We start from the raw sequence: 24,555 nt of genomic DNA, 5'->3' as shown, positions 1-24,555 counted from the left end.
TGAAATGAAAGGAGACAGCTAATGAAGAAGTGGATACTCGCTTTAAGTTTGGTTCTGGCAGTGGCTGGAGCAGCTTTAACTGGATGTTCAAATGTACAAGAAGTTTCCGGGGAAAATGGTCAAGTCGAAATTGTATTAGCCGGCTGGGGAGGCAACCCAACAGAGACGAAGCTGCTTAATCAAACTATTCAAGACTTTGAAAAACTTCATCCATCAATTCATGTGAAGCATGAAGTAATCACTGATCAATACATGGATATTCTAAAAACGCGTTTAATAGGTGGAAATGGTCCAGATGTTTTTTATCTTGATGCACTTGAAGCGCCGGGTCTTATTAATACAGGGGTTTTAGAACCTTTAAATTCTTATGTAAAATCTGATTTTGATGTTCAGGATTTTGAGAAACCATTATTGAAAGCGTTTCAAAAAAATGGAGAGACTTATGGTTTTCCAAAAGATTACTCCACATTAGGCTTATTTTATAACAAAAAGCTATTTAAAGAAGCGGGAGTAGAAGTACCAAAAACATGGGATGAATTTGAAGAAGTGTCAAAGGTATTTAAAAAGAAAGGGATTCAAGCGTTTGGTGTCACGCCGGAATTAGCGCGTATCTTCTACATGGCGCAGGCAAACGGAGGAGACGTTGTAAAGAACAATAAGGCAAACTTTGCTACGAAAGAAGTCGTGGATTCTCTTCAGCCGCTCATCGATCAGCATTTAAAAGATAAAACGTCTGTACAGCCCTCTGATGTAGGCGCAAATTCAGGTACGGACATGTTTGCACAACAAAAAGTAGCTATGGTGATTGAAGGGAATTGGATGATTCCATTTTTACAGGAGTCCTTCCCAAAACTTGATTACGGTACAGCGGAAGTTCCGACAATAAACGGTCACAAAAATACGATGGCATTTACGGTCGCGTATGTAATGAATGCTGACTCAAAAAAGAAAAAAGCGTCTTGGGAGCTCATTCAGTACTTAACCGGGAAAGAAGGAATGGAAACTTGGACAAGCAAGGGTTATGCATTGCCAACAAGAAAATCCGTAGCGGATAAGCTTGGTTTTGCTGAAGACGAAAAACGAGGTCCATTAGTAAAAGGAGCTGCTTATGCAACTGTCTGGCAAGATGGTCCGTATTTGCCTATTATCATGAATAACTTTAATAACCAGTTTTTAAGCGCCTTTTTGGGACAAAGTGATTTAGAAACAGCTTTGAAAAAAGCACAAAAGCAGGCAAATCAAGAGATTAGTATTTATGAATAAGGCTCGGCGGGGGAGTGGAGGAAATGAAAGACGGAAAAATACGAACGTACAAACCTCGTGATGTAGGGCAAGGATATGCTTTTATGACACCTACACTGTTTGTACTATTGCTGTTTGTTATTGCACCTATTTTTTATGCCATCTTTTTGTCTTTACATAAAGTTCAATTGCTGGGAGGAACTGAGTTCCATTTTCGAGGGCTTGAGAACTACATGAAGGTTCTTGAAGATGAGAAAGCTAAAATTGCTCTTTGGAATACGGTGAAGTATGTAGTAATTGTTGTACCGGTACAAACCGCATTGGCACTTATACTGGCGGCCACATTAAATGCAGGGCTAAAAGCAGAAAAAGTTTTTCGCATTATTTATTTTTTACCTACACTTACATCATCGGCTGTATTAACGCTTATTTTTATGTGGATGTACAATCAAAATGGAATTGTGAACGAGTTTTTAAAGTTTGTTGGTCTTCCAACTTACAATTGGCTTGGAGATCCTCAGGTCGCTTTGATTGCCATTATGATTATGAACATCTGGGCAACAGCTCCATTTTTTATGGTTATTTATTTGGCAGCTTTGCAAGACGTACCAGATTCGCTTTATGAAGCAGCTCAGTTAGATGGGGCTAATGTATTTCAACGATTTTGGCATATTACAGTTCCGAATCTGCGACCGGTTACATCATTCGTAGTGATCATGGGACTGATTGGTACGTTTCAGTTATTTGATCAATCGTTTATTTTCTCAGGAGGTTCAGGAGGTCCTAATAACTCGACTCTGACTGTTGTTCTGCTTATTTATCAATATGCATTTAAAAATTTAGGTACTATGGGGTATGCTGCAGCACTAGCCTTTATGCTGGCGCTCGTGATTTTGGTGGCAACGGTTATTCAGAGAAAGTTTTCAAAAGAAGAAAGTATGTACTAAGGGGGGGAAGAAAAAGATGAAGAAAAAAACAGGAGTCCTCATTTTATATACGATTTTAAGCATATACGCGCTGATTACTCTGATTCCATTTATTTGGGCGCTGTCCGCTTCTTTTAAAACGCTAGAAGAAATTGTGTCAGGTACGGTGAACTTTATTCCGAAACACTTTACGCTAGACAACTATAAACAAATTTTTGTGGAACAAAAGCTGTTCCCTCGCTGGATGTTTAATAGCTTATTCATTGCCGTAGTAGGAACAGCTCTAAATTTGCTATTTAACTCAATGGCTGGTTATGCCCTTGCACGCCTCAGTTTCCCGGGAAAGAAAAGTTTATTTATTATTATTTTAGCGGTGCTTATGATTCCTGGACAAGTAACGATGATTCCTAATTTTTTAATTTTAAAAGAGTTAGGCTGGTTAAATACCTATCAGGGAATGATTGTACCGGGAATGGTAAATGCGACTTTTATATTTATGATGCGTCAATTTTTTATTAATTTCCCAAAAGAGCTTGAAGAAGCAGCGGAGTTGGATGGGTTATCGAAGTTTGGAACATTCTTCAAAATAGTCCTTCCACTTGCAAAACCTGCCTTAGCAGCACAAACGATTTTTGTATTTATGGGGTTTTGGAATGATTTTATGAAGCCTTTAATTGTGATGTCTGATGAAAATATGTTTACGTTGACTTTAGGTCTTAACACATTTAAAGGTCAGTATATCAGTTATTGGAACTATATTATGGCAGCTTCCATGGTTTTTACACTTCCAATTTTGCTCATTTATGCGTTTTTTAACAAATATTTCATTAAAGGAATTTCGTTTACTGGAGGAAAATAAAAAAGAGGCTGGGATAAAAGTATTTTAGTTGGAATTACAAACGAACGATTAATTAAAAAATCATAATCGTTCGTTTTTTGTTGTTATGGTGAGCGTGAATTTCATATGTTTAGTTGCTTCTAGCTGTTGATTGAAGTTCACTCACATACTGATCAATCATCGTTTGCAGTTCCTCTAGGTTCGTTTTACTGTTGTTAACAGGCAGCTGCTTTAATGAATGAAGGGCACTATCCACAACAAACTTGCGTGGATTCGATTGTTTAAACATCTCTTCTTCAATAAAACTAATAAGCTCTGTGCATTTTTGACGTTCGAATTCATCCGTAAATTGTTTGTGAGCTTGCTTTTTTAAATCGATAAGTGCTGCGGAAATGTCCTGTTCTATTTGATTTTTAGTATTTGGGCAAGATGGAAGCCATTCTTTGATCGTTTGCGGATCGAGCAAAATGTCTCCTGAACTTGCTACTTCGTCTACAAGAGGAAGCAGACGCTTAACGCTGTAAGTTATAATCTCATGGGGATCAGTATTTGTACCGTTGACCATAAAATTATAGTGAAAGTTGCGGTGAAGCATGCCAAGAAACATAATTGCACAATCTAGCAGATAAGGTTTCTTTTCTTGTCCAAATAAATCAATAAACCGTTTGTAGAACCAGTTTACTTCAATGAACTGGGTTTTTTTTATGTATGCTTTTAAATCAGGATCATTAGAAACAAATACTTCTTCAAGTAACGTAAAAAATTTATGTTTGTGATGGTTTTTCATCTGCGCATCGATCTGTTTAATAAATACATCTACATCGGTCAGACTTTTACCAACCAGCAGCTGATTGCGCTCTTGTTCAATTGTTGTATGAAGCCAGGTAAAAACAGCGATTAACAATTCATTTTTTGAAGAAAAATAGTTGTAGAATGTTCCTTTTGAAATGCCGCTATAATCAATGATGTCTTGAATGGATGTAGCTTGAAATCCCTTTTCAACGAAGAGATGGTGTGCATTTTTTACAACTTGCTGTTTTCGATTATTCATTATTATCACCTAAATGTAAAATTAGACTCATGGTCCAACTTTATGATACATGATTTAAAGCGTTTACACAAATGTTCTTTTCAGAAAACTGAACGATATCACGACAATATATTGGTATAAAAGGATTATAGGACTAAAAAAGTTGAGAAAATAAAGAACGTGAACGTAAGATTTTGCACTTGCATAAATTGAACTCACAGTATAATATACTCTATGTAGAACAAGTGTCTAAAAAAATGAACCTAAAGTATAAGGAGGTACAATAATGAGTCGATCGATAAATCAAATGGAAAAGCCGCCTTATGGCATAATTGCTATTTTGTTAATTGGCGCTTTTATCTCATTATTGAATGAAACGTTATTAAATGTGGCGCTGCCGTCTATTATGAAAGACTTAGATGTGACAACGTCAACTGTCCAGTGGCTTTCTACTGGTTATATGTTAGTGAATGGTATTATGATTCCAACTACCGCTTTTTTAATTCAGCGCTATTCTGTCAGAGGCTTATTTTTAACGGCGATGACTTTATTTACAGCAGGAACAATACTTGCAGGTGCTTCGCCCGTATTTTCTGTGTTGTTAACCGCTCGTATTATTCAAGCGTCAGGCGCAGCTATTATGATGCCGCTTTTAATGAACGTATTGCTTACAAGTTTTCCATTAGAAAAACGCGGAGCTGCGATGGGGATTTTCGGTTTAGTTATGATTTTTGCTCCGGCAATTGGTCCTACATTATCAGGATGGCTAATTGAACACTATGAGTGGAGAATGCTGTTCCACCTTGTTACGCCAATCGCAGCCATTGTATTAATAGGCGCTTTCTTCCTATTAAAAGACAAAAAAGAAAAAGTGGAAATCAATTTGGATTTTTTATCCCTTTTGCTATCTACAATTGGATTTGGCGGACTTCTATACGGGTTTAGCTCAGCAGGGGATAAAGGCTGGGATTCTGTGGAAGTATACGGTACCATTATCGTAGGAGCTGTGGCTCTGATTTTATTTATTACACGTCAGTTCAAGCTTAAAACACCGATGCTTGAATTCCGCATTTTTAAATATCCAATGTTTGCTTTATCATCAACGATTTCGATGGTGATCACAATGGCATTATTCTCAGCCATGCTGCTAATGCCAATTTATGTTCAAACGGTACGAGGCATCTCTCCGCTTCATTCAGGATTACTAATGCTTCCAGGTGCGCTGCTAATGGGTGTGATGTCACCGATTACCGGAAAATTATTTGATAAATTCGGAGCGCGTGCATTGGCTGTAACGGGTCTAACGATTACAGCCGTTACGACGTATTTCTTCAGTAACTTAGAGCTTGATACGACCTATACAACCCTCATTACGCTTTACACGCTTCGTATGTTCGGAATGTCTATGGTGATGATGCCGGTTATGACAAACGGATTAAATCAGCTTCCGCAGCGTTTTAATCCGCATGGTACTGCGATGAACAATACGCTTCAACAAGTATCGGGAGCTATTGGTTCGGCTCTTTTAGTAACGGTGATGTCAAACCGTACAGCTACTCATGCAAAAGAGCTCGCTCAAGATGCAATGAGCGGAGCAGGAGCAGCTAATGCAACCGCAGCCGGGGCAGCTCAAATGAAAGAACAGATTGGGATGCAGGCAATGGTACAAGGGATTAACGATGCGTTTGCTGTCTCAGTAGTCCTAGTGGTGGTTGCCTTAATTCTTTCATTCTTCATGAAACGCGCAACGCCGGCAAGTGAAGATGAAGTGATAAAGGAAAAAGCAGCACGCGAGCAGTTTGCTAAATAAAAAAATCCCCGCTGAGACAGCGGGGATTTTTTTTAGCTTGTATATCTAAAGCTTAAGCCCATTTTCTTTAATAATTTCCTGTAACCGATGGACGTTTGATCAGCCATAATATGCGCTTCCATCTGCAGGTCTAAAGGCAAGTCTTCAGGTTTTTGGTTTTCAACCATTTCACGGTCTTCGTCAAAGACGCGAAGGTTAAAGTCATACACACCTTCAACGGGAGAATCTTTGTCAAAGTTTCGAGCGATTGGCGCGAATAAACGTGTTTCGCGGGCTGAAATAGGAGAGACTGCATTCATAATCCACAGCTCTGCGCCTTCTGGGAAGTATACTTTTAGCGTAGCTGTAAACGGGGGATAAACATCAAAGACGCGAAGCCATTTAAAATCAGGTGGATTTAAATGCTGCTGTTCTTTGGAATAATTGCTCACGGTGCTCGTATATTCTACATGAAGCCCATAGTCTGTATCGCTTACTTTATATTTAGGCACAAAGGCGTTGTTTCGATCACCAAATGTGTCTGTGTGAACCCAAGCAAAATGAGCTACGTCTAAAAAGCCTTCCATTTGACGACCGGCTGAACCCATGATATCAAAGCTCGGACAAACAATTTGCTGAAAATCAGGGTCCTCCCACGCATCGAAATAAGGCAGGTTATCTTGTTCTCCTGTCAGGGACGTCCACACTAATCCATATCGTTCAATAACTGGATAGACGGCCATACAGAGACGGGGAGAAATGTTGGCGTCAGGGTGAGCTGGAATTGACGTGCATGCGCCGTCCGTTGCGTAGCGGAAGCCGTGGTAAGGACAGACAATTTCATCATCTTCCACCCAGCCCATGCTAAGCGGAGTGCCTCGGTGAACGCATAAATCACGTGCCGCTACAACTTTGTGTGTGGTGCGGTATAAAACTAGATTTACATCTAGTAATTTTACGGACGTTGGTTTTTCTGTTACATCACTGCAGCGTGCGACGGGGTACCAATACTTAGCAAGCGTCGTCCAATCTTCCAGGCTGAACGTGCAGTCTCTTGGGTAGGGAGTTGCCGTTTTTGATTTTGTCATGGTTGGTTGTTGTTCCATCTATTTTCTTCCCTTCTTTTGTAAGCTATTTTACTAAGGGTAATATAAAAAAAGAAAATTCACACAATTTATGTAAGAAGTTCTAACATGAAATATGGAACTTTGTAGAAAGTGCGAATTTCAGAAGACTCAAATTAGAGAATATACCAATAAAAAAAATTTAAAAAGCGCTTCCTAAATAAATTTAAACGTGATATAATTTTCCAAGACGCTGGTGTAGCTCAGTAGGTAGAGCACTTGCATGGTAAGCAAGAGGTCGCAGGTTCGATCCCTGTCGCTAGCATACTCAAAAACCTTCTTTCTTGTTGAAAGAAGGTTTTTTTATTTGGATTGGCTTTAAATTTATTCTCCGAATTATTCTTCCCCGCCTTGTGAAAACTTTAACAGTTTGATAGCCTTATTAGGAGGCTGTTAGAAAACATGTGTATCTTTTCCACTATGTCTTATGAATCATATTTAGAAATATTCTTAAAAGAATGTTTATTGCCTCTAAGTATTGGGTACACGAAACTAGGGGTTAAATTTCAACAGGGAGTGTGAACGATAATTTGATTACGTTTAAGAATGTGTCAAAGCAATATCCAGACGGTACGACCGCCGTGAAAAATATTAATCTAGAAATAAAAGAAGGAGAGTTTTTCGTTTTAATTGGTCCGAGTGGATGTGGGAAAACAACCACCTTAAAAATGATTAACCGTCTTCATGATATTACCGAAGGAGAACTATACATAAAAGATAAGCTCGTATTGGACCACAACATACATGAGCTGCGCTGGAACATTGGTTATGTGCTACAGCAGATTGCTCTTTTTCCTCACATGACCATTGCTGAGAATATAGCCATTGTACCGGAGATGAAGCATTGGAAGAAAAACAAAATCAAAACGCGTATTGATGAACTGCTTACCTTGGTAGGACTAGACCCAAAGCAATATCGAAACCGAAAGCCGTCTGAGCTCTCAGGTGGCCAGCAGCAACGTGTAGGTGTAGCACGTGCCCTCGCAGCTGATCCCCCCGTTATTTTAATGGACGAACCCTTTAGCGCCCTCGATCCGTTAAGCCGCGAACAGCTTCAACAAGATGTTATTAGCTTAAAAGAAAAAATCAAAAAAACATTTGTGTTTGTTACGCATGATATGAGCGAAGCCATGACGCTTGGAGATCGTATCTGCCTGATGAAAGATGGGGAAATCGTTCAAGTTGGCACCCCGGAGGAATTCATTCAAAAGCCTAAAAATGAGTTTGTAAAAACATTTATTGGAAATCAAGGAAATACTTTATTTGAGACATTGGATATGTTTGTCAAAGAAAGTGAACAGCCAGACGTAGAACCTACTGAAGAGCTAGCTTCAACCGCCACTGTTCAGCAGGCAATGGACGCCCTTTACGACCATGAAGCAATAGCTGTGAAAAAAGGGAGCAAACGCATTGGCGTTGTAACGCGCAAAACTCTATTAGCGTTTCTTTCTGATAAAACGAAAGAAGGAGGAACGCTGTAATGAATGCACTAAGCACATTATTAGATCAACGAGGAGATGCCCTGTTTCAAGCTCTTCTTGAACACATTCAAATTTCAGTACTGGCTCTTGTGATCGCCGTATTAATTTCAGTGCCGCTTGGACTGTACTTAACGAGGCATGACCGCATTGCTGAACCGATCATTGGCGTAACAGCCGTACTGCAAACCATTCCTTCACTCGCTTTATTAGGATTACTGATTCCTCTTGTCGGAATTGGAACCTTTCCCGCGGTTATTGCACTGTTTTTATATTCGCTTCTTCCTATTGTACGAAATACATATACCGGAATTAAAGAAGTGGACCCATCTTTAATTGAAGCATCCAAAGCCATGGGGATGAACTCGTGGAGACGATTAATCAAAGTAGAACTTCCTCTAGCGCTTCCTGTCATTATGGCCGGAATTCGCACAGCGATGGTACTCATTATTGGTACAGCGACAATCGTGGCTCTTATCGGAGCAGGCGGACTCGGAAGCTTAATTTTGCTTGGTATTGACCGAAGCGATAATAGTTTGATTTTATTAGGAGCCGTTCCAGCAGCATTATTAGCGCTTATTTTTGATGGAATTCTGCGAACGATTGAACACTCTGCTAAAAAAGGGTCCAAAAAACGCTCGTTCATCATGATCATCGTATTAATACTTATTCTTGTTTCTCCGTTTGCAGCAATGAGCGCAACAAAACCAGACCTTGTTATCGGAGGGAAAATTGGCGCAGAACAAGATATTTTAATCAATATGTACAAAGAATTAATTGAAGATCAAACCGATATGAAAGTAAACCTTCGTTCGTCGCTTGGGAAAACGGTATTTGTATTTGAGGCTCTGCGTAACAAGGAAATTGATTTGTACCCTGAATATACGGGGACAGCCATTGTGACGCATCTAAAGGAACAGCCGGACAGCAAAGATGAAACACAGGTGTACAAGCAGGCAAAAGAAGGATTTAAAAAGAAATTCGGGCTTGTCTATTTAGATCCAATGAAGTTTAATAATACGTACACATTGACCGTGACAAAAGAATTTGCCAAAGAAAATAATCTAACGAATATTTCAGATTTGGCAAATGCAACAGATAAAGTAAAAGCAGGATTTACGCTTGAGTTTAAAGATCGTGAAGACGGCTACGTAGGCATTCAAAAAGAATATGGCCTTACTTTCCCGAATATTAAAACGATGGAGCCGAAGCTTCGCTATCGCGCTGTTGAAAAAGGCGATATTAACATGCTTGATGCTTACGCAACGGATCCTGAAATCAAACAGTTTGGTTTAAAAGTCTTAAAAGACGACCAGCAGTTCTTCCCTCCGTATCAAGGAGCGCCTGTGCTTCGTGAAGATACGCTAAAAGAGCACCCTGAACTGAAAAAAATCTTAAATCAACTGGGTGGTAAAATCAGTGACGACGAAATGCGTGAAATGAACTATGAAGTAAATGCAAAAGGAAAAACGGCTGAAGAAGTCGCTCATCAATTCTTAGTAAAAAAAGGATTAATTAAAAAATAAAAATGAAGACAAAACGATCCGTACAAAAGTATTTTAGCTAAAAGAAGATCCGAACGATAAATCGTTCGGATCTTTTTATTGGCATGGTGGACGTAGCTTTCATATATGTAGGTGCTTCTAGCAATTGATTGGAGCGCAAGAGGCAATTCATACTCGATCATTTACCCCATTTGTTCTTCTTTATATTGGCGTGATTTCGTTATGTTTCAATCTCTTTTTGCTGTGAGAGAAGCATTAATGAAAATACGATTTTATGAACAAGCTAAAGGTACCAAATTTGTTTTTTGATGGAGAGGAGGCGCCGTTATGAATTCATTTTTTGGTGCGAGACGTTAATTTCAAAAGTTAGGCTAATAACCTAACGGGGAGAGATTGATCTCAATGGATTCTAAATTTAGATTACAAGAGGTATAACTTTTTCAGTGACAGAAGGAATGATTGGGTAACGCCTTGAAACTTCTGCGGTAATATGCCCTAACCTCAAGTCGCAGCAACGGCTTGGGCAACCATAGCTGGGTGACATATGCATGAAAGTAACCCGAAGTGCCTTTCTATAGGTAACCGAAAGCCAAAGGGAATAATAAACCCGATGGAACTGGACGAGTAATGTATGCCGTCGATTATATAAGGTGAGAATGTGACAAACCACTGACGAACTCGCGAATGTACGCTTCGATAACTTTACGGCTTAGAAATGAGTCGGGTCTGAAAAGATGACTTGGTTTAAGGAAACAAAGGTAATCGAAAATGCCCTAATTCTTACACTGTTATAGGCAGTGGAGCAAACCACGGAGTAGAGTGAGCACCTAAGTACAATCATTGATAACTGAAAAGGAACGTCGGAAGCTACCAACGTATAGTGTGAAATAGAACTAGGCAGGCATGTCGAGTTAGTTGGGGAAATTCCGTAAGGATATAACCCTCTTTAATGGTAGATGAAAGTAGTGGCACGACCAATGAAGGTTATGTAATAGAACTGGAGGAACAGCCACAAGGCAATAACTAAGGTTAAAATATGATTTCACTAAATCCTAGCGTGGATTCTGGTAGGACTAAAAAGGTCACTGAATTTTAAAGGACGGTGACAAACCATGAATAAACACTCAGTGGGAAAAAGGCTCAAAGACAAGAATATTCGAAACTCAGAATACTACAGTATGACAGAGACCTTCGATAACTTGTATCAAAGGGCAAAGAACAAAGAAAACTTTCGACAACTAATGAAAATAATCGTTTCTGAGAAAAATATCCTACTAGCCTATCGAAATATTAAGCGAAATAAAGGAAGTAGAACACCATCAGTCGATAAAATCACCATTAAAACTGTCGAAAAAATGTCCCAAGAAAGTTTTGTTAAGTCTGTTAAAAGGCGATTTAGAAATTACACACCAGGTAAAGTTAGGCGAAAGGAAATCCCAAAACTAAACGGGAAAACCAGACCTCTTGGCATACCCTCTTTTTGGGATAGAGTTATCCAACAATGTATCTTGCAAGTTCTGGAACCGATATGTGAAGCACACTTTTGCCCTAGGAGCTATGGATTCAGACCTAATCGGTCTGCCGAACAAGCTATTGCAGATTCAGTTAGAAAGATTAATCGGCAAGATTTAACTTTCGTTATAGATGTTGATATTAAAGGATTCTTCGATGAAGTAAACCACGTAAAGCTAATGCGACAATTATGGACATTGGGAATACGAGATAAACAACTGTTAGTAATTATACGAAAGATACTCAAAGCCCCAATCATAATGACTGATGGTTCAACTGTATATCCTACAAAAGGAACACCGCAAGGTGGAATTTTAAGTCCACTACTTGCCAATATCAATCTGAATGAATTTGATTGGTGGATAAGCCGACAGTGGGAAACGTTCGTGGTAAAAGAGGTGACGCCCAAGCTAACAAAGCAAGGAGCTCAAAACCGTTCACACGAGAATGTCGAACTTAAAAAAACCAGACTAAAACCAATGTACATAGTGAGATATGCAGATGACTTCAAAATATTTACGAATATAAGAAGCAACGCCGAAAAGATTTACAAAGCGTGTAAAAGATGGCTCGAGGAAAGATTGAAACTTCCTATCTCTGAAGAAAAGTCCAAAGTGACGAACCTAAAAAAGGAAAGAAGCGAATTTCTTGGCTTTACCTTAAAGGCGACCAAGAAAGGTAAGCGCCTTTCCACGGGAAAAACCAAATACGTGGCAGAGACGCATGTATCACCAAAAGCTATCAAAATTCAAATAGCTAAATTAACAGACCAAATCAAAAAGTTACAAAAATCAGCAAGCCATCAAGAGATAATTAGGAATATTGGAAAGTACAACAGTATGGTGATTGGAGCGCACAACTACTATTGTATTGCCACCCATGTAAGTCGAGATTTCCATTGGCCAGGAAGAAACTTAACTAGGAAAATGTACAATCGTCTTCCGAGAGGTAGCAAAGCAGACACCTTCGGTTTCTCAAGGGTAGGTAAATATGTTGGTAAAGATAAAGGAATTATTCCCTATCTCGGATCAAAAACCATAAGGTTTTACATGAAAAAACCAATTCTTCCTTTTGCGTATGTTCTGCATAAGAATCCTATGAGTAAACGTATAGCTATTAATAAATACACATCAGAAGGACGCAAACTAATCCATAAAGGACTGGAAAACGTGACCGAAGCAGAATTAAGGTGGCTAAGGGAACATCCAGTAATTAATGACAGAGCAACAATTGAGTTCAATGATAATCGAATCTCCCTATTCGTTGCACAAAATGGAAGGTGTGGAGTTATGAATGAAAAACTTGAACTGACGGACATACATTGTCATCACAAACGATTATGGAGCGAAACGCAGGACGACAATTACGCAAATCTTATTCTCGTAAAATCAGAAATTCACAAGCTGATACATCTAACTAATGAACCTCTGGCAAAAAAGCTAGTGGACAAACTAAAAATGACAGATAAACAAATAGAGAAATTAAATAAACTGCGATTTCTTGTGGGAAACAATTTAATCTGTACTAACAAAACTTTCTATGAACAACTAACTTTGTTCTAATAAACTAAACCAATGAAATGTTTATGACTTAGTAGAAATCAAACTTAGGAATTGCTGGAGCGCCGTGTGAGGTGAAAGTCTCACGCACGGTGTGGAACGGGGGAAAGCCCAAAAGAGAATGGAATCATACCAGATTTTACACTTAGTAGGCTACCTATCGTTATCGTGTCATCCTGTACAACATTCTTTTCAGCTTTTTTCAGTTGAACACCTTGTAACTTTAGCCATTATCGTGATCATAGGAACAGTTATTTTTTTGTGTCGAAAGCAGCTGCGAAAAAAGAGGTTTGTGTTCGTTTTGCTTTCACTCGTTCTAATTGCTTCAGAAACGGCCTACCAGGCTTGGGAAATCGGATGTCATCAGTGGTTCGTTGAAACTTCTTTGCCTCTTCAGCTGAGTGATATAGTCGTGCTGCTGGCTGTTGTTATGCTGATAACCAAAAGCAGATTTCTTTTTTATTTTGTGTACTTCGCAGGGATCAGCAGCTCTGTTCAAGCGATGATTACCCCAGACCTTGGCGGCTATGCGTATGCCCAGTTTCGCTATGTGCAGTTCTATGTATCGCATGGCGGTGTGGTACTTGCTTGCTGTATGCTAATTGCTGCCTGCAGATATGAGCCGACGTTTCGTTCTTTATGGGTAAGCGTAGTATTTGTTAATCTGTACGGAGGTTTTATCTATGTCATGAATCGTTTACTCGGTGCGAATTATTTATACATGATGAAAAAGCCAGAGCACGCTTCCTTGCTGGATGTTCTTGGACCTCATCCTTGGTATTTAGTATGGATTGAAGGAATCATGATTCTTAGCTTTCTTGTCCTTTATCTTCCGTTTTGGGTACATAAAAAAATTAAAGGTGATAAAAGCAAAGTCAATTTTATTGAAGCAGAATGATAATACTGGTAATTTATAAGTGTAAACGAACTCGGATTTCCTGAAGGAAAAGGAAAGAATGAGTGAACAAGACGTGAGAGGCAAGCGTAAAAAATAGAAAAGAAAAAAGCAAGCACAGACATCAGAAGGAGAGTATCAAAATGAAAACACTGGTTATTTTAGCGCATCCAAATCTAGCATCTTCTCGTATTAATAAAGCGTGGGCAGAGCGAGTAAAAAAAGAGGAGGATGTGTACGTTCATGATTTATACGCAAACTATCCCGATTTCAAAATTGATGTAGAAAAAGAGCAGGAGTTAGCTGTTCAATTCGATCGTATTGTTTTTCAATTTCCATTTTACTGGTACAGCTCACCAGCACTTTTAAAAGAGTGGCAAGATGTTGTTTTAACATACGGATGGGCTTATGGAAGCAAAGGTACTAAACTTCAGGGAAAAGAGTTTGTCGTAGCTACTTCGACAGGAGGCCCTGCAGAAGCTTATCAAGAAGGGGGATACAACCGTTACCCAATGAATCATCTGCTTCTTCCTTTTCAAGCTATGGCAAATTTAACAGGTATGAAGTTCCAAACTCCATTTTTATTTCAAGGAGCAGGCGGTGACCTGAGTGACAAAGTTATTCAAGATAGCGCAGAAAGCTACGCTCAATTACTAAGATAATAAAAAAAGCCGCGTCAAAGCGGCTTTTTAATTTGCGTTTGTTCGCGAGAAAGAAGTAAGCAGCTTTTGAGGAGCAATATCTAATCCTTCAATCAGTAGTCCTGTCATAGCCGTTAGACTCCCGACTTCAAAAGATTCCCCAGCTCTCCAAAATGCTGATTCACCTTGTTTGATATAAATTTTCAGTCCGTTATCGCCAGCTACCCAGCCTTCCCCGTGAACGACTAAAAGAAGCTGTGGAATCGTAGCTTCTTGACGGGGGGTATAATCATTTTCTTGAAAAGATAAAAAGCTGATTTTGACATCTCCAGTATGAGAAAGCAATGGGTTTACTTTATAGGTAGAATGAAGAAAGGAACGCTCTTCTTCAGATTGAAAACCATATAATTTCATCATTTCATCTCCTTGACTAAAAAATATAAAAAAGAAGTCCTTCTCTTTTCATATACGCATACAGGAGAAAAAATAGAACTCCAAAGAAACAGCTGTTTTCTAGAAAACAACTCCATTTTATCTCCATTTTTTGTCGAAGCTGAAAATTTTTTGAAGGATAGGGAGGAAAAACAGAAGTTTTTTTGAATAGTATAAAAAAAGGTGTCCTCTAATGGACACCTTTTCCTAATTTAAAAATGACTGTAACGCTTGTTTGTTTTCTTCAAGGTCGATGCTTAAAACAGCACCAATACCGGATATTCGTTCATTTGAATAGGAACCTTCAACCGGTAAACGAAGAGATTTTAAATCTGGCTGATTTCCAACTAAAAAATCTTTTCCTATCACAATAAATGTTTTTGGCGGAATATTTGTATCCACATATGGATCAATGACACCCCATAGCTTAGGAGCTTTCGCCAGTGTCTTTACTTGAAGAGCTTCATCCATTAATTTACCAATCACTTCTTGTTGACGCTTCACGCGCCCGAAATCACTTTGGCTATCATGGCGGAATCGCACGTATCCTAGTAATTTATCTCCGTGAAGAGTTTGTTTTCCAGGTTTTAGCGTCATGCCAATTCCTGACGACATTTCGTGTGGCACGGTAACCGTAATTCCCTCAGGGGCAATCGTATCGGCAACTTTAGAAAAACCTTTAAAATCAACAACGGCATAATAGTTTACATCTACGCCGAAATTTTCTTTAATTGTCTTACGCATTAATTCGGGCCCGCCAAATGCATAGGCTGAATTTAATTTGTTTTTGCCATGTCCAGGAATATCCACATATGAATCACGCATCAAAGAAACAATTTTAGGCTGATTGCTGTCTTTGTCATAATGAGCAATCATGATTGTATCGGCACGCGAATGTTCTTCACCGCGAGAGTCAATTCCGAGAAGCAGCACATTCATGCTATCTAAATTGGCACTTGCACCATTAAAATCAAACTGTCCATCTTTCCCAAAAGCTCCGTCTGCTTCTGCTAATCCTTGTTGGTATTGATAATACACATATGCACCAGCGGCGATTACAAGAATGAGAAAGAAAAGAAGTAGCTTTCTAAAGCGTTTCTTTTTTCTTTGCTTTTTTCTTTTATGTTGTTTACGTTCTGTACGTTCTTCCAAATGTCTCACCATCGCATTCAAAAATATTAATACTTTTTTGTCTAAAACCAATTATGCAAAAAATTATAAAACGACATAATAAAATTAACACTAAGGAATTAGATTAGCAAGTACGTTCACTAGTAAATCTGCGAAGACAGCTAAAATAAGAGAAGTGTACAAATAGAAGAAAGAGGAAATAAAGGTTATTTTTTTCGAGGATATTTGTTATAATCTATCATAGTTAGGGAAAAAGTTCTGTCTTTTAAGAAGGATATAAGAGAAAAGTCTCTGTTTGTTGAGAGTTAAATATAGGTCTAAGTGTAGAAAAAAGGAGTGAAGCGAATGAGTATATATGTGTCATCTTCGAACCTTGTGCTGATTCCAGAAGCGGCGTTAAGTCATTGGAAACCTTATGGCGCGGGGGAATTGACCGGAGCTATTATTTCAGGTAAGGATAGTGCTGAAATAATTAGAGAGCTTAATCAATCGTCTATTCTGCCTTTTACAAGTTTTTTCTATCGAAAGCATTTTGTTATTCTATTTGATAAAGAACAAGTGAAAAATCATTTTGAACAGCTGCTTTTATTATATAAATCTCAGGGCTATATTTTTTATTCTTCTACCTTATACGATGATCATTGGTCCCAGGTCCTTGAAGGAACCAAGCAGCTGCTAACGGTAAATGGACAAGTGGTACCGGTGCTTGAGCTTGAACAAAACGGTGAATTTGACGTTGTGCGTGATGAAGGTGGTCTTCACATTGTGATAGATGATGACGAAGACGAAGAGAAGCAGCTAGAAAAAAAAGTTCATGAGCTCCCGCTTGAAGAAGGTAACTATTTTATTGGCGATCCGGGATTTGTTGAAAACCGAGACATGCTGGTAAAAGAATATTTTCCTAAAGGTACGTACGAATTTATTTATAGATACGGAGAAAATGGCTGGCTGATGAAAGTAAGTATTCAGCGAAAAGCGATTAAAGAGCAGCTTACTACTCTTCACGCGGCTTTGTCTTAACCTCTATTCATTGTACAATATTGCTAAATAACTATGTTATAATAGTAATATTGCACAATGAAAGGGGTTTTTTTAATGGAAGCACGTTTGCAAAAAGTCGTATCATGGCTGAAGGAAAAGAATGTAGAAACGGCCTTTATTTCGTCAACTGAAAACGTATTTTATTTAACTGGATTTCACACGGATCCGCATGAGCGTCTGCTTGGTTTATTTTTATTTAATGAAGCGGAGCCGATGCTTGTTTGTCCATCAATGGAAGTGGGTCAAGCAAAAGAAGCCGGCTGGAAATTTGACGTGATCGGATATGAAGACCATCAAAATCCTTGGGAACTTATTAAAGAAGCTTTACATAAACGAAACGTAATGGATGTGAAAAAAGTTGCTGTAGAGAAAGAGCAGCTGCTGTATGCGAGAGCTGAAGAACTGCTTAATTTATATCCAAATGCTGAGCTAGTCCGAGCAGAAGAGAAATTAAATCAGCTGCGTTTAATTAAAGATGAGCGTGAAGTTGAGATTCTGCAAAAGGCAGCTGCATTAGCTGATTTTGGCGTGGAAGTAGGCGTAGCTGCCTTAAAAGAAGGCGTTACGGAAATGGATGTTCTGGCTAAAATTGAATACGAGCTAAAGCGAAAAGGAATTCGTGAGATGTCGTTTTCAACGATGGTGTTATTTGGTGAAAAAACGGGAGAAGCGCACGGGAACCCAGGTCTTCGCACGTTAAAGCCAGGAGATATGGTTCTCTTCGATTTAGGTGTAGTGCTAGATGGATACTGTTCAGATATTACGCGTACAGTCGCGTACAAGTCGATTAATGATAAGCAAAAAGAAATCTATGAAACGGTACAGCGCGCCGAGCAGGCAGCTCTTGAAGCTTCCAAGCCTGGCACTCGCATTGGCGACTTGGACATGGTAGCACGCAATATTATTACAGAAGCAGGGTATGGAGAGTATTTCTTGCATCGTCTTGGTCATGGCCTTGGTATCAGCGTGCATGAGTTTCCTTCAATGAGCCGCAACAATGATGATGTGCTTCAAGAAGGCATGGTGTATACGATTGAACCGGGTATCTATATTCCAGGACTCGGAGGCGTGCGTATTGAAGATGATGTAATCATCACAAAAGATGGATACGAAACGTTAACGAAGTACCCAAAAGAATTACAAATTATTTCATAATAATGTCATAAAAAATAGAGGCTGCCATGGTGCAGGCTCTATTTTTTTATGGGAAAAGAAAAAATTGGTTAAGGTTTCTTGTTTGCTTCTTGAGACAATTTCATAGTATGTTACGAAACGATAACATTTCTATCACATTTTCTAAAAACTATATCGTAAGCGAGTGCGGTAGTATATGCTGTACAGTAGGGGACTTTTTAAGGTCGCAAGCAAGGAGGTTTTTTATGAGTAATTTTACAAAAGATGAAGAATTAATTATACATAAAGCAATAGATGTATTTGGTCAAAAGGACCGAATTGAAGATTATTCAGATGAACGAAAAAAGCATGGTATTCACGTTGTGGCATGTGAAAATCATCCGCGTCAAGACGTAACCGCGTATGCAACGCTCGGTGGACATCAATGTCCGACAGGTTATACAGTTGGAGGAATCCCGCTTCGAATTGAAATCGTTGGGGCTTGTCATGAGGAGTTCGGTATTTATTCTGCTATTTTAGCAAACTGTATTTTCCATATGATGAAATCTCATGTCTCCATTTTCCCAGGAGCCATTTATAAAGACGTTATTGCAGTCCTTGATGACAGCTTTCATATGCAGCACATTTTGCTGATTCCGCCGTTTTTATGGGATAATTTTTCAACGATTGAACTATCTGATAAAAAAGTAACGTTCCTGCAGGCCGTTCCGATTTCAGAAAATGAACGTGCTTTTGCACTTGAGTACGGAGTAGATTCGTTGCTAAGCCGCTTTGATGCTGAGCAGGTTAATGTCTTCAATTTAGAAAGAAGATCTGTTGTATAAACAAAAAGAGCGCCGACTGAGACGCTCTTTTTTGTTATTGATTAGTAGGTCAATTCTTTTTGAGGTATAGCTTTTTTATGACTCGTTTGGTAGCTGTGAAGCACCATGCCTGATACGATAACTCCCATTCCAACCCAAGAAAGAATCGATGGCAAAGGACTTGATAGAAGGAAGACCTCTCCTAGCAGGGCAAATAAAACTTCCATCGATTGTGTAGCTTCAACTGCACCTAACTTGTGAGAATCTTTTTTCACAAGGTCAGTTGCCGCAAAAAATAAAACCGTTGCACACACTCCTGAAAGTAAAGCAACTAAACTGCTTTGATACATCTGAGTTGGTTTTGGTAGTCCATCGGTCAAGTAGGCATAGACAGAAAGAATAATCCAAAACGGCAGGCTTGAAAGCGTCATTCCAAGCACACGCTGAAACGTATTAAGCGAGGACAGCTCCATCATCTTACGGTTGCCAAGCGGATACGCAAAAGACGCAATTAAAATGGGAATCGTACAAAGCAAGGCAGTAGCCGCCGACAGTTCAGTCGCATGCTCAAGCTGCATGAGCACAACTCCTATTAAAATAATAAACGAAAAACCTAGCTGCTTGAAAGGAATGGCTCCTCGCTTTTTTCCTTCCTTGTAAAACAAAGGAGCTAGGAGAGACCCCGATAAAATCGTGATTTGCCAAGTTCCTGCAATAAGCCAGCCGGGACCGTAGGCGGAAGCAAAACAAAGAGGAGCGTAAAATAAGCCAAATCCGACCGTGCTCCATAGCAGCCATTTTTGCGGCTGGGCTTTTATTTCTGCCACCACAGGTTTGATGCCACCCCAAAAATAAACAAGCATAAGCAAAAGAGGTACCATAAAAAAATAGCGCAGAGATGCGCTCCACGCCCAGCTGCCTCCAGATAAATCCATCGCTCGATTTAAAACGAATGTAAAAGCAAAAAAGAATGATGCAGCAACGCCTAATAAAAGAGGCTTCACTTTGCTTCCTCCTCACTTGTCAGCGCTTCACCTAGTGTCAGCCAGTTTGTTTCGACAAGCTGTGATGTCAGTGCGGAATCTTTTTGACGGCAAGCATTTATGATTTCTTTGTGCTGATCAACGGAAGCAAGGCTAGCAAGAGAAGAAAAGCGAGCGATTTCCAGACGTTGAATTTTGGCGCTTGTTTGTTTTACAACACGTTCTAGCTCTAAATTATTCGCCCGGTTTAAAAAAACGGAATGAAATGCTTCATCCGCTTCGATCGCTTTCAGTACATTTCTTGTTTTGATTGCATGTTCTAGAGATTGATTATGTTTGATTAGTTCGCCCATATCTTCTTCTTGCAATGAAGTACAAGCCAGCTTAGCAGCAAGTGCATGAAGAGCTGCGACGACAATAAAGGATTGTTTTGCCTCCTCAAGGTTTAATGGAGCCACTTTTGTAGAAGAACCAGGTGTCGTTTGTACAAGGCCTTCATCTTCGAGCCTTTTTAATGCTTCTCGAACAGGAGTGCGGCTAACTCCAAATTGCTCAGCCAGTTCTTTATCCTGAAGCTTTTGTTCCGGCTGAAATTCAAGCATAACGATATTGTGTTTAAGTGTTTGATAGACTTCCTCCCGTAGGGAAAGTCGTTTGAGAGGTTGAATGTTATTTTTCATAAAACCAATATATCGCATATCACATTAAATAACAATGTGATATCTAAAAAACTTCGTCTAAAAAGCAGACAGCTGCTTTTTAGATGAAGAGCTTAATTACTGCTGCGCAAAGATTTAGATAAGATGCGCGCAATTGCTTTGCTGTGCTCAACCTGCGTTTTTTTGGACTCTTTTCGTTCAAGAGCTACTTTTTGAAGGCTTTTTTCTTCTTCAGTTTGAGCAATAACTTGAGGAACGGGAGCAGGCTTCCCATTTTCTAATGCGACGAAGGTAAGAAAAGAAGTAGCAGCAATACGTTTAATGCCCGTTAACAAATTTTCGGCAATGACTTTAACAAAAATAATCATGGAACTTTTTCCTGTGACAACAACGAATGCCTCATATGAAATAAAATCTTCTTCTGTGACGGGCTCGATAAAGTCAACATGATCAATGGAAGCTGTAACACACGACTTTCTGGAATGTTTAGCTGCTGAAAGAGAAGCCGTCATGTCCATGTCAGCGACAATTTTGCCGCCAAAAAGGGTGTGGTGATTGTTTAGGTCATTTGGAAAAATGTGCTGTGATTTGACTACTCGTGAGACGCTGCAAAGTACTGCTTTTTCACTCATTGAAAACACTCCTTCAAACTGTTTATATGGTTTAATGTATGTTGACTACTTGTTCTTATGTATACAAGTTATAGAAAGCCCTTTCGTAAAAAGCTCTTCAAAAGCTTCTATATGGTAAAATAGAACAAATATGAAAGAGAGGATGAGAGCATGAACTTAACGCAATTTTCTAGAAGAAAATATACGGATTCCCCTACACCTTTAGAAAAGCTATCGGTTTTATCTCAGCAGTTAAACGGACCTTCAATTTATATGAAGCGCGATGATATGCTTGGACTGACAGGGGGCGGAAATAAGACGCGTAAGCTTGAATATCTAGTAGCTGATGCAAAAGCACAAGGGGCAGACGTGCTTGTAACGTGCGGTGCGATACAATCCAATCACTGTCGTTTGACGCTTGCTGCTGCCGTAAAAGAGCAAATGAAATGCGTGCTCGTATTAGAAGAAGGGGAAAATAAAGCAAGTGATCAGCCGACGGGAAACTATTTTCTTTATCATTTATTAGGCGCTCATGACATGCGGTTTGTCGCTGAAGGTTCGGATTTGACAGCGGAAATGGAAAAAGTAGCGCGCGAGCTAAGTGAAAAAGGTCATAAGCCGTACCTAATCCCCGTAGGAGGTTCAAATGTTATCGGTGCAACAGGCTACGCTGCCTGCGCACAGGAGCTGCTTATGCAAAGCTATGAGCAACAAATAAAGCTTAGCCACGTAGTTTGCACAAGCGGAAGCGGAGGCATGCACGCAGGGCTAGTGGCAGGCTTTCAAAGCCTTCAAAGCGGGGTGTCTGTTATTGGAATGAATGTGAGTCGTGCTAAAGAAGAGCAAGAAATGAAAGTTGCCAAGCTGACGAGTGAACTTTATGATCATTTACATAGCAAAACGCCTTTTAAAAAAGAAGATATTGTTTGTATGGATGAATATGTCGGTCCAGGCTATGCTGTTCCAACAGAAGAGATGGTGGAAGCAGTCAAACTTGTGGCCGGTACGGAAGGAATTTTATTGGATCCTGTGTATACGGGAAAAGCGATGGCCGGCCTGATTGATTTAATTCGAAAAGGTTATTTTAAAAAAGATGAGAATGTGGTGTTCATTCACTCCGGGGGTTCACCAGCTCTTTATGCATATACATCGGTTTTTTCATAAAAAAGCAAGGGAGTCGACTCCCTTGCCTTTTTAGTTTATATAGGAATAGTAAGTGAAAACGTCACTCCGGCGTCTGTGTTTTCAGCCGTAATGGCTGCATCGTGCATCGTAACAATACGCTTTACGATACTTAGGCCAATACCGAATTCACCGTTTGCTCCTTTTTTAAACGGTTCAAACAAGTGTTGAAGCACGCTTTGATCAATCGGCGGACCATCGTTGCTGATGGTACATTGAACGTTCGTTTGGTGTTTAGCAAGTGAAAGTGAAACCTTCGTATCAGCATAGCGCAGCTGATTGTCGAGTATATTTTCAAGGACTTTTGTCCACAGCTCTTTGTCTCCTTTAATCGTTGCATTTACGTCGTCAAATTCCCACTGTATTTCAGGGCGCCTCCACCGCAAGCGATCCACTACTTCATGAAGAAGTGCAGTAAAATCAAAGTCGTCTTGTGCAAGCTGGTGAGTGGACATATAGTCAAGCTTGGTCAAGTAAAGCAAATCGCGGATTTTTTTCTCAAGATTTTTGGATTCATCTTCAATGACTTTTACCGTTTGGGATAAATCACCTTTTGGATAAATGCCGTCTTGAATCGACTGAGCGTAGCTTTGAATAACCATTACCGGTGTTTTTAAATCATGTGAAATATTTTGAAGCAGCGTTTGCTGTGCTTCATCTTTAGATACGAGCCTTTTGCGCATTTGCTCGATGGACGCGCCTAGCTTGCCGATTTCATCGGAACGGTTGACTGTAACAGGTTCATGCCAATTTTGTTCGGCGATTTTTTTTACATCTTTTTCAAGCGATACAAGCGGCTTGCTTAAGTATCTTGATAGCCAAATAGATGGAAGCCAGCTGAATAGAAATACAATTGAAATGACAAGAAGCAGCTGTTTAAAAAGAGTAGAAGTGAGCGCGTTGCGATACGTATCCCACGAAAATGAAAGTAAAAAAGCAGGCTGTCCGTTTACGCTTACTTTTCGAATCACATAAAAAAGCGTCCGGTTGCCGAGATCTTTTTCATAGCGAGCGACGATTTTCCGCTGACTGATTGCATCTTCCTGTGCTTTTCTCAAAAAGTCTTGAGGCAACACCCGTGATGAAAAATAAGAGATATCCGCATGTTCAGGCAATAAAATATGATCCACGGTTCGATTGCCAAGCGTTGGTTCACTGTCTTCATTGCTAAAGTAGTATTCACCTGAGCGGCTTGGCAGGCCGTATTCTTTTAAAATATGCTGTTCATTTTCAATAGTGGTATAAATTTCATTCGTGAAGAACTGCCTAAGCGTCGTTGGGAATAAAATAGCGAGCAAAATTGAAATGAGCAGTAAAATACCCGAGATGACGAGCCAAATTTGAAATGCAAGCGACTTGTTTTTCATGCTTTCATCATCCGGTATCCGTATCCGTAAATCGTTTCAATTCGTGCTTGCGGCATTTTTTTACGCACGCGCCTCACTAAATCATCCACCACTCGGTCTGTGCCGAAATAATCTTCTCCCCAAATGAGATTCAACAGCTGCTCCCTTGAAAAAGCCTGTCCAAGGTCTTTTGAGATAGTGACAAGAAAATCAAATTCTTTAGACGTCAAATCAATCGGCTTTCCATTTTCACTGACTGTACGCGTATGTAAATCGATTTCATAAGGGGTCAGCGTAATGGTATCGGTTTTCTTTTGATTGGAACCATATACGAGGTTTAGCAGTTTGTTTGCTCGAATAACTAGTTCACGAGGCAAAAAAGGCTTTGATAAATAGTCGTCGCTGCCCATTTCAAGTCCAAGAACCCGGTCAATATCGGCATCGCGTGCTGAAATGAAAATAACAGGCACATGTGGCGTTTGCTGCTTGATTTCGCGAATGAGCTGATACCCGTCAATATCAGGCAGCATAATATCTAAAATCCACAGGTGCGGAGGAGTTGCAATCATTTCTTTTGCGTCCGTGCCGTTAAAAAATGAGCGAACGTCCCAGCCTTCTTTTTGAAGGTAAAGGGTTAAAACTTCGTTTAAATTTTGTTCATCCTCTACTAAATATAGTGTAAAGCTCAAATTTG

22 protein-coding genes and 1 tRNA gene are annotated in these 24,555 nt (G+C 39.6%); 14 read left to right on the top strand and 9 right to left on the bottom strand.

The genetic code is table 11. The features are described from left to right. Positions 1 to 21: 21 nt before the first annotated feature. The 3 genes from NST66_RS18860 to NST66_RS18850 are packed head-to-tail and all read left to right on the top strand — an operon-like array spanning position 22 to position 3,027. Positions 22 to 1,263 (top strand): ABC transporter substrate-binding protein, encoded by a 1,242-nt coding sequence (locus NST66_RS18860; protein WP_049166035.1) that lies wholly within the window; start codon positions 22 to 24, stop codon positions 1,261 to 1,263. 23 nt (positions 1,264 to 1,286) lie between these two features. Beyond that, positions 1,287 to 2,189: a carbohydrate ABC transporter permease gene (locus NST66_RS18855; RefSeq protein ID WP_034270586.1), complete on the top strand. Its 903-nt coding sequence runs from the start codon at positions 1,287 to 1,289 to the stop codon at positions 2,187 to 2,189. Positions 2,190 to 2,205: 16 nt separating this feature from the next. Further along, positions 2,206 to 3,027 (top strand): carbohydrate ABC transporter permease, encoded by an 822-nt coding sequence (locus NST66_RS18850; protein ID WP_014458643.1) that lies wholly within the window; start codon positions 2,206 to 2,208, stop codon positions 3,025 to 3,027. A 109-nt stretch (positions 3,028 to 3,136) separates the two neighbouring features. Here NST66_RS18850 and NST66_RS18845 read toward each other — a convergent pair whose 3' ends face one another. Beyond that, positions 3,137 to 4,057 (bottom strand): TetR/AcrR family transcriptional regulator, encoded by a 921-nt coding sequence (locus NST66_RS18845; protein WP_034270579.1) that lies wholly within the window; start codon positions 4,055 to 4,057, stop codon positions 3,137 to 3,139. Between the two features lie 265 nt (positions 4,058 to 4,322). Between NST66_RS18845 and NST66_RS18840 the strand changes: the two genes are divergently transcribed. Beyond that, entirely contained in the window at positions 4,323 to 5,846 is a 1,524-nt protein-coding gene (locus tag NST66_RS18840) for a DHA2 family efflux MFS transporter permease subunit (protein ID WP_028415033.1), read from the top strand. A gap of 32 nt (positions 5,847 to 5,878) precedes the next feature. On the opposite strand, the gene NST66_RS18835 is transcribed toward NST66_RS18840, so the two are convergent. Then, entirely contained in the window at positions 5,879 to 6,931 is a 1,053-nt protein-coding gene (locus tag NST66_RS18835; RefSeq protein ID WP_028415032.1) for an aromatic ring-hydroxylating dioxygenase subunit alpha, read from the bottom strand. Between the two features lie 210 nt (positions 6,932 to 7,141). On the opposite strand from NST66_RS18835, the gene NST66_RS18830 reads away from it, so the two are divergent. From NST66_RS18830 to NST66_RS18805, 6 genes are all read left to right on the top strand, one after another. Next, positions 7,142 to 7,214: transfer RNA gene (locus NST66_RS18830), tRNA-Thr, on the top strand. A gap of 265 nt (positions 7,215 to 7,479) precedes the next feature. Continuing rightward, positions 7,480 to 8,430 (top strand): ABC transporter ATP-binding protein, encoded by a 951-nt coding sequence (locus tag NST66_RS18825; RefSeq protein ID WP_033579907.1) that lies wholly within the window; start codon positions 7,480 to 7,482, stop codon positions 8,428 to 8,430. After that, the gene (locus NST66_RS18820) at positions 8,430 to 9,953 is read left to right on the top strand and encodes an ABC transporter permease/substrate-binding protein (protein WP_155007710.1); all 1,524 of its coding nucleotides are present in this window, start codon (positions 8,430 to 8,432) and stop codon (positions 9,951 to 9,953) included. The genes NST66_RS18825 and NST66_RS18820 overlap by 1 nt, the downstream gene beginning before the upstream one ends. Positions 9,954 to 11,044: 1,091 nt before the next feature. Then, a complete protein-coding gene (ltrA, locus tag NST66_RS18815) occupies positions 11,045 to 13,006 on the top strand; it encodes a group II intron reverse transcriptase/maturase (RefSeq protein ID WP_325077362.1) in 1,962 nt (653 codons plus the stop codon). Between the two features lie 118 nt (positions 13,007 to 13,124). After that, the gene (locus NST66_RS18810) at positions 13,125 to 13,901 is read left to right on the top strand and encodes a YwaF family protein (RefSeq protein WP_340843646.1); all 777 of its coding nucleotides are present in this window, start codon (positions 13,125 to 13,127) and stop codon (positions 13,899 to 13,901) included. Positions 13,902 to 14,041: 140 nt separating this feature from the next. Beyond that, a complete protein-coding gene (locus NST66_RS18805) occupies positions 14,042 to 14,560 on the top strand; it encodes an NAD(P)H-dependent oxidoreductase (protein WP_033579910.1) in 519 nt (172 codons plus the stop codon). 27 nt (positions 14,561 to 14,587) lie between these two features. On the opposite strand, the gene NST66_RS18800 is transcribed toward NST66_RS18805, so the two are convergent. Next, positions 14,588 to 14,953, bottom strand: coding sequence for a hypothetical protein (locus NST66_RS18800; protein ID WP_028415028.1), 366 nt, complete (start codon positions 14,951 to 14,953; stop codon positions 14,588 to 14,590). A gap of 225 nt (positions 14,954 to 15,178) precedes the next feature. After that, positions 15,179 to 15,910 (bottom strand): LCP family protein, encoded by a 732-nt coding sequence (locus NST66_RS18795; protein ID WP_371129326.1) that lies wholly within the window; start codon positions 15,908 to 15,910, stop codon positions 15,179 to 15,181. Positions 15,911 to 16,447: 537 nt separating this feature from the next. Here NST66_RS18795 and NST66_RS18790 point away from each other — a divergent pair. From NST66_RS18790 to NST66_RS18780, 3 genes are all read left to right on the top strand, one after another. Then, positions 16,448 to 17,122, top strand: a complete 675-nt coding sequence (locus NST66_RS18790; RefSeq protein ID WP_033579911.1) for a hypothetical protein — start codon at positions 16,448 to 16,450, stop codon at positions 17,120 to 17,122. Positions 17,123 to 17,197: 75 nt separating this feature from the next. Then, complete coding sequence (locus tag NST66_RS18785) at positions 17,198 to 18,298, top strand: M24 family metallopeptidase (RefSeq protein ID WP_155007711.1); 1,101 nt, start codon at positions 17,198 to 17,200, stop codon at positions 18,296 to 18,298. A gap of 224 nt (positions 18,299 to 18,522) precedes the next feature. After that, positions 18,523 to 19,101 carry a suppressor of fused domain protein gene (locus NST66_RS18780; protein ID WP_013084584.1) on the top strand — a complete coding sequence of 193 codons (579 nt, stop codon included), beginning with the start codon at positions 18,523 to 18,525 and terminating at the stop codon, positions 19,099 to 19,101. Between the two features lie 41 nt (positions 19,102 to 19,142). Here the strand turns inward: NST66_RS18780 and NST66_RS18775 are convergent, their stop codons facing one another. From NST66_RS18775 to NST66_RS18765, 3 genes are all read right to left on the bottom strand, one after another. Next, on the bottom strand, positions 19,143 to 20,084 hold the full coding sequence (locus tag NST66_RS18775) for a DMT family transporter (RefSeq protein ID WP_033579913.1): 942 nt from the start codon (positions 20,082 to 20,084) through the stop codon (positions 19,143 to 19,145). Then, positions 20,081 to 20,761, bottom strand: coding sequence for a GntR family transcriptional regulator (locus NST66_RS18770; protein ID WP_028415023.1), 681 nt, complete (start codon positions 20,759 to 20,761; stop codon positions 20,081 to 20,083). The genes NST66_RS18775 and NST66_RS18770 overlap by 4 nt, the downstream gene beginning before the upstream one ends. A gap of 74 nt (positions 20,762 to 20,835) precedes the next feature. Further along, on the bottom strand, positions 20,836 to 21,354 hold the full coding sequence (locus NST66_RS18765) for an acyl-CoA thioesterase (RefSeq protein WP_028415022.1): 519 nt from the start codon (positions 21,352 to 21,354) through the stop codon (positions 20,836 to 20,838). Positions 21,355 to 21,504: 150 nt separating this feature from the next. On the opposite strand from NST66_RS18765, the gene NST66_RS18760 reads away from it, so the two are divergent. Next, positions 21,505 to 22,497 carry a D-cysteine desulfhydrase gene (locus NST66_RS18760; protein ID WP_251439393.1) on the top strand — a complete coding sequence of 331 codons (993 nt, stop codon included), beginning with the start codon at positions 21,505 to 21,507 and terminating at the stop codon, positions 22,495 to 22,497. 35 nt (positions 22,498 to 22,532) lie between these two features. Here the strand turns inward: NST66_RS18760 and NST66_RS18755 are convergent, their stop codons facing one another. Continuing rightward, positions 22,533 to 23,882 (bottom strand): sensor histidine kinase, encoded by a 1,350-nt coding sequence (locus NST66_RS18755; protein ID WP_251439394.1) that lies wholly within the window; start codon positions 23,880 to 23,882, stop codon positions 22,533 to 22,535. Next, on the bottom strand, positions 23,879 to 24,550 hold the full coding sequence (locus NST66_RS18750; RefSeq protein WP_028415019.1) for a response regulator transcription factor: 672 nt from the start codon (positions 24,548 to 24,550) through the stop codon (positions 23,879 to 23,881). The genes NST66_RS18755 and NST66_RS18750 overlap by 4 nt, the downstream gene beginning before the upstream one ends. Positions 24,551 to 24,555 lie beyond the last annotated feature (5 nt).

The organism is Priestia sp. FSL W8-0524 (genome assembly GCF_038005965.1).
Classification (GTDB): Bacteria; Bacillota; Bacilli; order Bacillales; family Bacillaceae_H; genus Priestia; species Priestia zanthoxyli.
This window is presented reverse-complemented; position numbering and strand designations above follow the sequence as displayed.

What these genes read in the sequence shown, in the direction of transcription:
- NST66_RS18860 (WP_049166035.1), top strand. Translation starts at nt 22, where the DNA reads ATGAAGAAGTGGATACTCGCTTTAAGTTTGGTTCTGGCAGTGGCTGGA.
- NST66_RS18855 (WP_034270586.1), top strand. Translation starts at nt 1,287, where the DNA reads ATGAAAGACGGAAAAATACGAACGTACAAACCTCGTGATGTAGGGCAA.
- NST66_RS18850 (WP_014458643.1), top strand. Translation starts at nt 2,206, where the DNA reads ATGAAGAAAAAAACAGGAGTCCTCATTTTATATACGATTTTAAGCATA.
- NST66_RS18845 (WP_034270579.1), bottom strand. Translation starts at nt 4,057, where the DNA reads ATGAATAATCGAAAACAGCAAGTTGTAAAAAATGCACACCATCTCTTC.
- NST66_RS18840 (WP_028415033.1), top strand. Translation starts at nt 4,323, where the DNA reads ATGAGTCGATCGATAAATCAAATGGAAAAGCCGCCTTATGGCATAATT.
- NST66_RS18835 (WP_028415032.1), bottom strand. Translation starts at nt 6,931, where the DNA reads ATGGAACAACAACCAACCATGACAAAATCAAAAACGGCAACTCCCTAC.
- NST66_RS18820 (WP_155007710.1), top strand. Translation starts at nt 8,430, where the DNA reads ATGAATGCACTAAGCACATTATTAGATCAACGAGGAGATGCCCTGTTT.
- ltrA (WP_325077362.1), top strand. Translation starts at nt 11,045, where the DNA reads ATGAATAAACACTCAGTGGGAAAAAGGCTCAAAGACAAGAATATTCGA.
- NST66_RS18810 (WP_340843646.1), top strand. Translation starts at nt 13,125, where the DNA reads ATGGAATCATACCAGATTTTACACTTAGTAGGCTACCTATCGTTATCG.
- NST66_RS18805 (WP_033579910.1), top strand. Translation starts at nt 14,042, where the DNA reads ATGAAAACACTGGTTATTTTAGCGCATCCAAATCTAGCATCTTCTCGT.
- NST66_RS18800 (WP_028415028.1), bottom strand. Translation starts at nt 14,953, where the DNA reads ATGAAATTATATGGTTTTCAATCTGAAGAAGAGCGTTCCTTTCTTCAT.
- NST66_RS18795 (WP_371129326.1), bottom strand. Translation starts at nt 15,910, where the DNA reads ATGAATGTGCTGCTTCTCGGAATTGACTCTCGCGGTGAAGAACATTCG.
- NST66_RS18790 (WP_033579911.1), top strand. Translation starts at nt 16,448, where the DNA reads ATGAGTATATATGTGTCATCTTCGAACCTTGTGCTGATTCCAGAAGCG.
- NST66_RS18785 (WP_155007711.1), top strand. Translation starts at nt 17,198, where the DNA reads ATGGAAGCACGTTTGCAAAAAGTCGTATCATGGCTGAAGGAAAAGAAT.
- NST66_RS18780 (WP_013084584.1), top strand. Translation starts at nt 18,523, where the DNA reads ATGAGTAATTTTACAAAAGATGAAGAATTAATTATACATAAAGCAATA.
- NST66_RS18770 (WP_028415023.1), bottom strand. Translation starts at nt 20,761, where the DNA reads ATGCGATATATTGGTTTTATGAAAAATAACATTCAACCTCTCAAACGA.
- NST66_RS18765 (WP_028415022.1), bottom strand. Translation starts at nt 21,354, where the DNA reads ATGAGTGAAAAAGCAGTACTTTGCAGCGTCTCACGAGTAGTCAAATCA.
- NST66_RS18760 (WP_251439393.1), top strand. Translation starts at nt 21,505, where the DNA reads ATGAACTTAACGCAATTTTCTAGAAGAAAATATACGGATTCCCCTACA.
- NST66_RS18755 (WP_251439394.1), bottom strand. Translation starts at nt 23,882, where the DNA reads ATGAAAAACAAGTCGCTTGCATTTCAAATTTGGCTCGTCATCTCGGGT.